The sequence below is a fragment of the Paratractidigestivibacter sp. genome, from assembly GCF_052362415.1.
Lineage (GTDB): Bacteria > Actinomycetota > Coriobacteriia > Coriobacteriales > Atopobiaceae > Paratractidigestivibacter.
Map to the genome: position 1 here is coordinate 1 of NZ_DAWEMK010000035.1, position 7702 is coordinate 7702.

General features: G+C 64.9%; 9 protein-coding genes and 1 pseudogene. 4 read left to right on the forward strand and 6 right to left on the reverse strand.

Features of this window, described 5'->3' with window-relative positions:
• Positions 1-404 precede the first annotated feature (404 nt).
• The 4 genes from ACT84W_RS05070 to ACT84W_RS05085 form a co-directional block, all read right to left on the reverse strand.
• Positions 405-983 (reverse strand): xanthine phosphoribosyltransferase, encoded by a 579-nt coding sequence (locus ACT84W_RS05070; protein ID WP_417576369.1) that lies wholly within the window; start codon positions 981-983, stop codon positions 405-407.
• Between the two features lie 240 nt (positions 984-1223).
• The gene (locus ACT84W_RS05075) at positions 1224-2174 is read right to left on the reverse strand and encodes an AEC family transporter (protein ID WP_444328422.1); all 951 of its coding nucleotides are present in this window, start codon (positions 2172-2174) and stop codon (positions 1224-1226) included.
• Position 2175: 1 nt separating this feature from the next.
• Positions 2176-3132, reverse strand: a complete 957-nt coding sequence (locus ACT84W_RS05080; protein ID WP_444328423.1) for an HAD family hydrolase — start codon at positions 3130-3132, stop codon at positions 2176-2178.
• A gap of 310 nt (positions 3133-3442) precedes the next feature.
• On the reverse strand, positions 3443-4378 hold the full coding sequence (locus ACT84W_RS05085; RefSeq protein ID WP_444328424.1) for a D-2-hydroxyacid dehydrogenase: 936 nt from the start codon (positions 4376-4378) through the stop codon (positions 3443-3445).
• 125 nt (positions 4379-4503) lie between these two features.
• Between ACT84W_RS05085 and ACT84W_RS05090 the strand changes: the two genes are divergently transcribed.
• The 3 genes from ACT84W_RS05090 to ACT84W_RS05100 all read left to right on the forward strand — a co-directional run bounded on the left by ACT84W_RS05090 (position 4504) and on the right by ACT84W_RS05100 (position 6287).
• Positions 4504-4782: a type II toxin-antitoxin system RelE/ParE family toxin gene (locus ACT84W_RS05090; RefSeq protein WP_417576373.1), complete on the forward strand. Its 279-nt coding sequence runs from the start codon at positions 4504-4506 to the stop codon at positions 4780-4782.
• 12 nt (positions 4783-4794) lie between these two features.
• The gene (locus ACT84W_RS05095) at positions 4795-5100 is read left to right on the forward strand and encodes a HigA family addiction module antitoxin (protein ID WP_417576374.1); all 306 of its coding nucleotides are present in this window, start codon (positions 4795-4797) and stop codon (positions 5098-5100) included.
• Between the two features lie 158 nt (positions 5101-5258).
• The gene (locus ACT84W_RS05100; RefSeq protein ID WP_444328426.1) at positions 5259-6287 is read left to right on the forward strand and encodes a VanZ family protein; all 1029 of its coding nucleotides are present in this window, start codon (positions 5259-5261) and stop codon (positions 6285-6287) included.
• 149 nt (positions 6288-6436) lie between these two features.
• Here the strand turns inward: ACT84W_RS05100 and ACT84W_RS05105 are convergent, their stop codons facing one another.
• Both ACT84W_RS05105 and ACT84W_RS05110 read right to left on the reverse strand, forming a co-directional pair.
• Positions 6437-6973 (reverse strand): prolyl-tRNA synthetase associated domain-containing protein, encoded by a 537-nt coding sequence (locus ACT84W_RS05105; protein WP_444328427.1) that lies wholly within the window; start codon positions 6971-6973, stop codon positions 6437-6439.
• A gap of 1 nt (position 6974) precedes the next feature.
• Complete coding sequence (locus ACT84W_RS05110; protein ID WP_444328428.1) at positions 6975-7139, reverse strand: hypothetical protein; 165 nt, start codon at positions 7137-7139, stop codon at positions 6975-6977.
• Positions 7140-7342: 203 nt separating this feature from the next.
• Between ACT84W_RS05110 and ACT84W_RS05115 the strand changes: the two are divergent.
• Positions 7343-7702 (forward strand): annotated as a pseudogene (locus ACT84W_RS05115) (hydratase); the annotation flags it as partial.

The window sequence follows — 7702 nt, forward strand, 5'->3', positions numbered from 1 at the left end:
AGGGCGGGCCTCTGGCCCGCCACTGCTATTTACACCACTTTATGGACGTAGCTGATCGAAGGACAGCTGCCGCTGCGCAAAACTCGCTTAGGGCTACGTCCAAGTGAACTCGGAACACAAAACTCGCTTAGGGCTACGTATTTTTGAGGCCTCGGGCGCCCCGATGATGGGAATCGGAAGCAAAACTGCAGGTTGCTGGAGCTGATGAAGAATCGGATTCGCTTCGGCCGTCAAAATCCCGTGGCCCTAATCGAAAAGTGTGCAAGATATTGCCTTTGACGTGGCCCTAATCGCAAAGTGTGTAAAGCTTTGTCTGTGACGTGGCCCCAAGCCAATAGTGTGCAAACAAAGCGGCCCGGCAGCTGTGCTGCCGGGCCGCTCGGGGGGTGCTTCTGAAGTCGAGCTTACGCGAACTCGATGTCGCCGGTCGTCGCGTCCATGCTGTTGACGATGGCGAGCGACTCGACCTGGTACCCGCGCTCGCGGAGCTGCTTGCCGCCAGGCTGGAAACCCTTCTCGATCGCGATGCCGATGCCCTCGACGACCACGCCGGCCTTGTCGCAGATCTCGAGCAGGCCGTTCAGGGCGCAGCCCATTGCGAGGAAGTCGTCGAGGATGATGACGTGCTCGCCGCGCTCGAGGAAGCGCTTGGCGACGATGACCTCATAGGTGCGGCCCTTGGTGTAGCTGCGGATCTGGGTGCGGTACTGCTCGCCGTCGAGGTTCTTGGACTCGGTCTTGCGCGCGAAGACCACGGGGACGTCGCCGAAGTGGCGGGAGGCGACGCAGGCGATGCCGATGCCGGAGGACTCGATGGTCAGGATCTTGTCGACTTGCTTCCCCGCGAATAGACGGGCCCACTCGGCGCCCATCTGGTCGTAGAGCGCGACGTCGCACTTGTGGTTGAGGAAGCTGTCGACCTTGAGGACGTTGCCCTCTCGAACGATTCCGTCCTTGCGAATACGGTCCTCGAGCTCCTTCATGCGCAACCTCCCAGGTGGTCTGTGCGTGGGTTTCTGAAAATGGTTGCACTACATTATGCCGCGCAAATTGCCGTTGCCAACCCGAAAAGTGCCGTTCGCCGACAATTTATACAGCATTCGTTGGATTGGCGTTATATGCAAGCGAGTCCAACGCAGGTTGGCGCACGCATGGCGAACAACTCATCCCCCTTCGGGTATATGCGATTATGCCATCGGGCTAATGCTGCGTACGCTGAGCGCTCACACCAACCCGTGCGACTTGAGCAGCCAGAGCCAGAAGGTGATGGTCACCGACGAGAGCAACGTCGTGAGCATGACGACGCTCGAGTTGACGTCCCCCTCATAGCCCATGTTGCGCGCCATGACGTATCCGCTGACGGTCGAGGGCAGCCCGAGCATCATCATGACGGCGACGAGCTTCTGTCCAGTGAAGCCGAGCGCGAGCGCCAAGGGGAGGAACACGAGCTCCAGCCCCACGAGCTTGATGGCGCTCGAGATCACGGACGGCGTCCCGACGGCGAATGCGCGGCGGAAGCTGAACGAAGCGCCGAGCGCGATGAGGCCGAGCGGCGTGGCGATCGCGCCCACGTCGTGGACGGCGGTGCCGAGGACGGCCGGCATGGGGATGCGCAGCAGCGCCCACGCGACGCCGGCGACGATGCCCAGGATGATGGGGTTCGTGGCGATTCCCTTGAGGGTTTGCCGTATGAGCTCGGGGCTCACGCCGCGGGTCTCTTTGCCCGGACGCATGAGCTCGAGGATGATGACCGCGCTCACGTTGTAGATGGGGACGGCGCCGATGACCATGAGGGGAGCGACGCCGGCCTCCCCGTAGATGCTCTGGAGGAACGCGATGCCGAGGAAGGCCGCGCCGGAGCGGTAGGAGGCCTGGATGAACTCGCCGCGCCATGGCTGACGCCCGAACGCGCGCGAGACGAGCCAGCACAGCACGATGCTGGCGAGCGTGGCTGCGGCGCAGAATGCGACGAAGCCACCGTCCCATGCTGCGGCGATGTCCATCTGGTATAGGTCATCGAAGAGGACGAGCGGCAGGCAGATCTTGAAGACGAACGAGTTCGCGGCGTCGGCGAAGGCCTGCGTGACGATGCCGACGCGCCGCAGGAAGTAGCCCAGCATCATCATGAGGAAGATGGGCAGCGTCGCGTTCAGGCTGAATACGAGGTCTTCCATGCTAGGCGGACGCTTCTGGCGCGGAGATGCCGAGGCGCGGCTCGAGCCAGGTCGCCACGCCGTCTTCCCAGACGGTGTCGGTCTGGTCGTCTGCGGCCGCCTTGACCTCGGCGGTCGCGTTGCCCATCGCGACGAAGGTGATGCCGCGACCGCACATGCTGAGGTCGTTCCCGGAGTCGCCGAACGCGACGGCGCGGGAGGGGACGATGCCCAGGCGGCGGCAGAGCTCGACGAGGGCTGCGCCCTTGGACGCGGCGGAGCTCGTGAACTCAGGCGTCTTTGCGTCCATGCGCGCGATGCCGATTCCGCCGAGCTCGGTCAGCTTGGCGATGAGCTTATCGGCGGACTCGCTGGAGGGCATGGTGCAGTCGACCTTGTCGAGCTGCTGGGTAGGGCGCGCGAGGAAGGCGTCGAGCATCGAGTCCACGCCGGATCCGCTGAAGAGGCTGAGGACGGCGTCGATGGGGTTGCCACGGCCCTCATTGGAGGCGGGGGAGCCGCTGTGGGCAGCAGCGTCGTCGGTCTTCGCGTCGCGCTCGGCAAGGTCCTGGGCGATCTTCTCGCAGTGGCGCTTCTCCATGAGGGACTCGACGTCGGTATGGATGCTGCCGGTGCCGCCGTACTCGGTGATCAGGGCGAGGAGCTTCTCGGCGAGGGGCCGCGGGATGCTGTGGCTGAAGTCGAGGTCGCTGCGGCGGGTTCCGACGACGCGCGCGCCGTTGCAGGTGATGGCGTAGTCGAGCCACGGCGCCTCGGGGATCTGCTCGCCGATCATCCACAGCGGGCGGCCGGATGCGACGGCAACGAGCGCGCCGGAGTCGTGGGCCGCCTGGAACGCGGCGTAGACGCGTGGCGAGACCAACTGGTTGTTCGGTGAGGCGAAGACGGTCCCATCGAGGTCGAAGGCGATGAGGTCGAAGGGACGGCTGCTCTCGGGCGCGGCGTCGTTTGCGGGCACGGTGACTCCTAACTTGCTTGTTTACCGCGCTCGATTATGACTGAACGGCCTGGGTGGGTCTCTGTAAAGGTTCTGTAGCGAAATAATCGACGCATATGGGGAGGGGGAGCGGGGTTCTTTGTATAGGAGCGGCTACTTGCTTGGCGGGGTGCTCTGACGGTGCGCGCCGGCGACGTTGCGCGGTCTCCTCCACCCTTTAATGATGTTCGCACCCGGATGGACCGCATGCGGGGCCTCTGAAGGGCTCCATGTGGTCCATCCGGGTGCGAACATCGGAAGAGAGGCGATTACGAGCGAGCCGACGTCGCCTCTACAGCTCCACGCGGCTGCGGAAGTCCCCTGTGCCTTGGAGCGCGCGGATGTTGTGCGCGGCGATGCGCACGATGTTGTCGAGCGTCGCGGGTAGGTGGTAGAAACCGCTGATGTGGGGCGTGAGCAGGAGGTTCGGCGCGTCCCAGAGCGCGTCGCCTGCGGACAAGGGCTCGGGTGTGCAGACGTCGATCGCGGCGCCCGCAAGGTGGCCCGACTCGAGCGCGGAGATGAGCGCGGGCTGGTCGACGAGGTCCCCGCGCCCGGCGTTGCCGAAGTACGCCCCCGGCTTCATCGCAGCAAAGAAGCCCGCATCGGCGATCCCGTGCGTGGCGGGCGTGCTCGGCAGGACCGATGCCACGATGTCTGCATGCGGCAATAGCGCGGGCAGATCGTCCATTGTGGCCATCCGCTCGAACGGGGCCTGGGCTGTAACCGCGTGCCGGCGCACGCCGGTGACGCGCGAGCCGACTGCCGAGAAGAGCGCAGCCAGGTGCGTGCCGATGTCTCCCGCGCCGAGCACGAGCACGTTCGCTCCGGCGGGCGTCGCAACCTCGCCGAGGTCGTCCCATTGGTGGCTATGCTGCAGGTCGCGGTAGCCGGGGAGTTTCTTCATGACGGCGAGGATCTCTGCAAAGAGGTGCTCCGAGACCGCCTGGCCGTAGGCGCCCGTTGCGCAGCAGAGCACGGCGCCTGCAGGCAGCGCGCCCGGGGCCGCGTATTTGTCGTATCCCGCGGAGTTCAACTGAATAAGCTGCAGGTGGGAAGCGGTGTGCAGCCGCGCGGCGGGGAGGTTGCCCACGATAACGTCGGCGGAGGCGACCTGTTTGTCCGTCGCGGCCTCGATGCTCGAGTACGCGAACTCCGCGTCCGGCGCAGCGCCCTCGAGCTCGGCTTTGTGCTTCTTGCTCGCCGGAATCAGTACCAGGATGTTCATTTGCGGCTCCTTTAGCCCTCTGTTGTTCGTGGAATAAATATTACACCTAGAACACACGTACCTATGATAGTATTTACCTGTGACGATAAGAGTAATGCTTGACGATATTACTGCGAGGCGATACTATGATTACGAGTTATAGGAACACCGTGACGTATAACCTCGCCCACGGCATCAGGGTGCCTGCGTTTGCAGCGTTCGAGAGGATCGCCCTCCGCAAGATCAGGCAGCTCCAAGTTTCTGCGAGCCTCGACGACCTGAGAGTTCCTCCCGGAAACCACCTCGAGGCGTTGAAGGGCGATCGAGCGGGGCAATACAGCATCCGCATTACTAGTCAGTACCGCCTTTGCTTCGAGTGGAGCGACGGCGTCGCGGACAATGTCGAGATAGTCGACTATCACTAGTTGGAGGCGCTCATGGACTTTCAGATTGCTCCCGTCACACCGGGGGAGCTGCTCAAGGAGGAGTTCCTGGAGCCTATGGGGATCTCGCAGTACCGCCTTGCCAAAGAGACGGGTATCCCCGCTCAGCGCATAGGCCAGATTGTGCTCGGCAAGCGTCGCGTGACCGCGGACACCGACCTGAGGCTCTGCAAGTTTTTTGGGCTCACCGACGGGTATTGGATGCGGGCGCAGGTGGCCTACGACACCGAGGTCGAGAAGCGCCGCCTCGCGCCGGAGCTCGCGAAGATTCGCCCTTGGAACAAGGTCGCGGCTCTTTAGCTGTTCTTCTGCGTTGCGCAGAGAAGCGCGCGAGGCACACGGAGACGGCGCTGGCGTAGCGCTGTCCTGCGGCCTTCCGCCACGGAATCCGCATCGGGCTCGGGCATGATGGAGGACGGCCGAACGAACCGAACCGCATCGACGGAAGGCACCGCCCTATGCATTATCTGCTCGAATACTCCCCGCGCTTCTCGCTGGCGCTCGCGCTGTGGCCGTTGGCGTCGCTCGTCTGCACGCTGCCTATCCTCGCCATCCTCTACCGGCGAGACGGCCGCCTCCGCTTCTGGTCGGTCGCCTGCGCCTATATCGTCGTTTTCTACCTTCTCGGCCTCGCGTGCTTCACGCTCTACCCGCTGCCATCGGGCAACTCCGGTCCCGGCATCACCTACGGGGTCAAGCCGAACCTCGACTTCTGGCTCTTCGCGCGGCAGATACGCTCGTGGAACAAGTCCGCGATCTTCGAGCTCCTCGCCAATGTGGCGCTCTTCGTGCCCTTCGGCTTCATCGTGGCGCGCGGCGCCGGCTGGGGTCCGGTCCGCTCGACCCTGGCGGGATTTGCCGTGTCGCTTTTGGTCGAGACGACGCAGCTCACGGGCGTCTGGCACCACTACGCGTATGCGTACCGCACCTTCGATGTCGATGACCTGCTGACGAACACGACGGGCGCGTTCGTGGGCTGGGCCTGCGCCGCCGTGTTCACGCACTTCGTCCCGTACCGCATCGAGCCTGAGGCGCTCGAGCCCACGCACAGTCCGAGCATTGTGCGCCGCATGGTCGCCTTCGTGCTCGACATGGTGCTGACCTGGGTCGTCGCGATGGTGTTCATCGTGGTCGCGCAGTATGTGCTGTGCCATTACTTCGCCGATTGGCGCCACTTTGCCCGCATGATGGACCTCGTCTCGCGCTGGTCGTTCCGCGCGATGCTCGTGTTCTTCGAGTTCCTCGCGCCATTGGCGTGGAAGGGGCGCACCCTCGGCGGGTCCTTTGTGCGCATGAGCTGCGAGACGCGCCCGCGCCGCGGGCTGCTGCGCGTCGTTTTCTTCGTCGTGCGCCTCGCAGTGTTCTACCTGGTGGTCAAGTTCCCGGCCTATGCGCTGGCGGCGCTGCTCGTGTGGTGGGTCGTCTTTCGCGCCATGCCCTACGACATGCTGCCCGCTTCGCGGGAGCTGGAGCCCGAGCAGGGGTAGGGTCGCTCGGGCGTCGCGCGCGCCTCGGTTGTAGAAGAACAAGCAGCGCGAGTGATGAGCAGGGGTAGGGCCGTTCGGCCGTCGCGCGCGCCGAGGCGGCTGGCACGTTCAGCCTCGGTTCCTCTCCGCTGCCGCGCCGGCCGTGCCCCCTACAGCTCGATGAACTCGACCTCGTGGCCGGCCTCGGCAAGCAGCGCGACCAGGTCCTCGCAGCGCACGTGAACGCTCGCGGTGTTGCTGCAGGGGTGGCAGCCGACCCAGCCCCAGCGGCGGAAATCGGCGTCGAGCGCGACGCGGATGCTCCCCGGCTCGGCGTTCAGCGCGGCGAAGGGCGTGACGGCGCCCGGGTAAATGCCGATGCGCTCGGCGAGGTCCTCCTCCGAGGCGAAGCTGAGGCGCTTGCTTTCGAACTGCGCCTGCACGACGTGCAGGTCGACCTTCTTGTGGTCGGGCACCGTGACCAGGTAATAATTGCGGTGCTTCGGGTCGCGCAGAAAGAAGTTCTTCGCCTCGTGCTCGTCAAAGGGCAGCTTCGCCATCGCGTCGGCCTCCTCGACGGAGCACACCGGCGGGTGCTCGACGGCCTCGTACTCGATGTCTCGCGCGTCGAGCAGGTCGTAGATGTCCTGCTTGGTTAGGGTGCCGGGGATCGTCCGGGTGTCTTCCCAGGTCTGCTGCTGTGCCACGTCAGCCTCGCTTCGAGCCCTGGCGGCAGATGCCGCCCTTGTGGCCGCAGGCCTTGTTCGGGCCCATGCCCTTCTTTGCGGCGACGGCGCCGAAGCCTGCGCGCCCGCCTCCCAGCTTCTTCGGGATCGGCGGCAGGTTGGGGTGGCCCTTCTCTTCACTGCTCATCTTCGGCGCTCCTTGCGCGGCGGGCGCACGGGCCCGCCCTCGTGGTCTTCCGTCGGAATCGTATCGCATCCGTCGTGCGCGACTGTTTGGAAACCCGTACGCAAATTCGTTGTGGATAATGGATTCACGTTTATCTGTGCGCGCCGGCCCCGGCGCCGCGAAGGCACGAGTCCCGGGGAGGCCCGGGGGAGAGCGGGGTTTTAATGGTCAAGCTGTACGACGAGGGCGTCTTCCTGCGCAACGGTGACGAGGTCATCCCCGCGAGCCAGGCGGCCGAGGCCGGCATCGCCGCCGCGGCCGAGGAGGCCCGCCGCGGCACCATCGCCTACTCGATCCTCCAGGCGCACAACACCTCGGGCGACCCGGACATGCTCAAGGTCCGCTTCGACGCCATGGCCAGCCACGACATCACTTTCGTCGGCATCATCCAGACGGCCCGCGCCTCCGGCATGACCGAGTTCCCGCTGCCCTACGTCCTCACCAACTGCCATAACTCGCTGTGCGCCGTGGGCGGCACCATCAACGAGGACGACCACCTCTTCGGCCTCACCGCTGCCCAGAAA

Bases quoted from the DNA above. Each gene is read 5' to 3' on its own strand.
- ACT84W_RS05085 (WP_444328424.1), bottom strand. From the start codon at position 4,378: ATGAACATCCTGGTACTGATTCCGGCGAGCAAGAAGCACAAAGCCGAG.
- ACT84W_RS05075 (WP_444328422.1), bottom strand. From the start codon at position 2,174: ATGGAAGACCTCGTATTCAGCCTGAACGCGACGCTGCCCATCTTCCTC.
- ACT84W_RS05070 (WP_417576369.1), bottom strand. From the start codon at position 983: ATGAAGGAGCTCGAGGACCGTATTCGCAAGGACGGAATCGTTCGAGAG.
- ACT84W_RS05095 (WP_417576374.1), top strand. From the start codon at position 4,795: ATGGACTTTCAGATTGCTCCCGTCACACCGGGGGAGCTGCTCAAGGAG.
- ACT84W_RS05100 (WP_444328426.1), top strand. From the start codon at position 5,259: ATGCATTATCTGCTCGAATACTCCCCGCGCTTCTCGCTGGCGCTCGCG.
- ACT84W_RS05110 (WP_444328428.1), bottom strand. From the start codon at position 7,139: ATGAGCAGTGAAGAGAAGGGCCACCCCAACCTGCCGCCGATCCCGAAG.
- ACT84W_RS05090 (WP_417576373.1), top strand. From the start codon at position 4,504: ATGATTACGAGTTATAGGAACACCGTGACGTATAACCTCGCCCACGGC.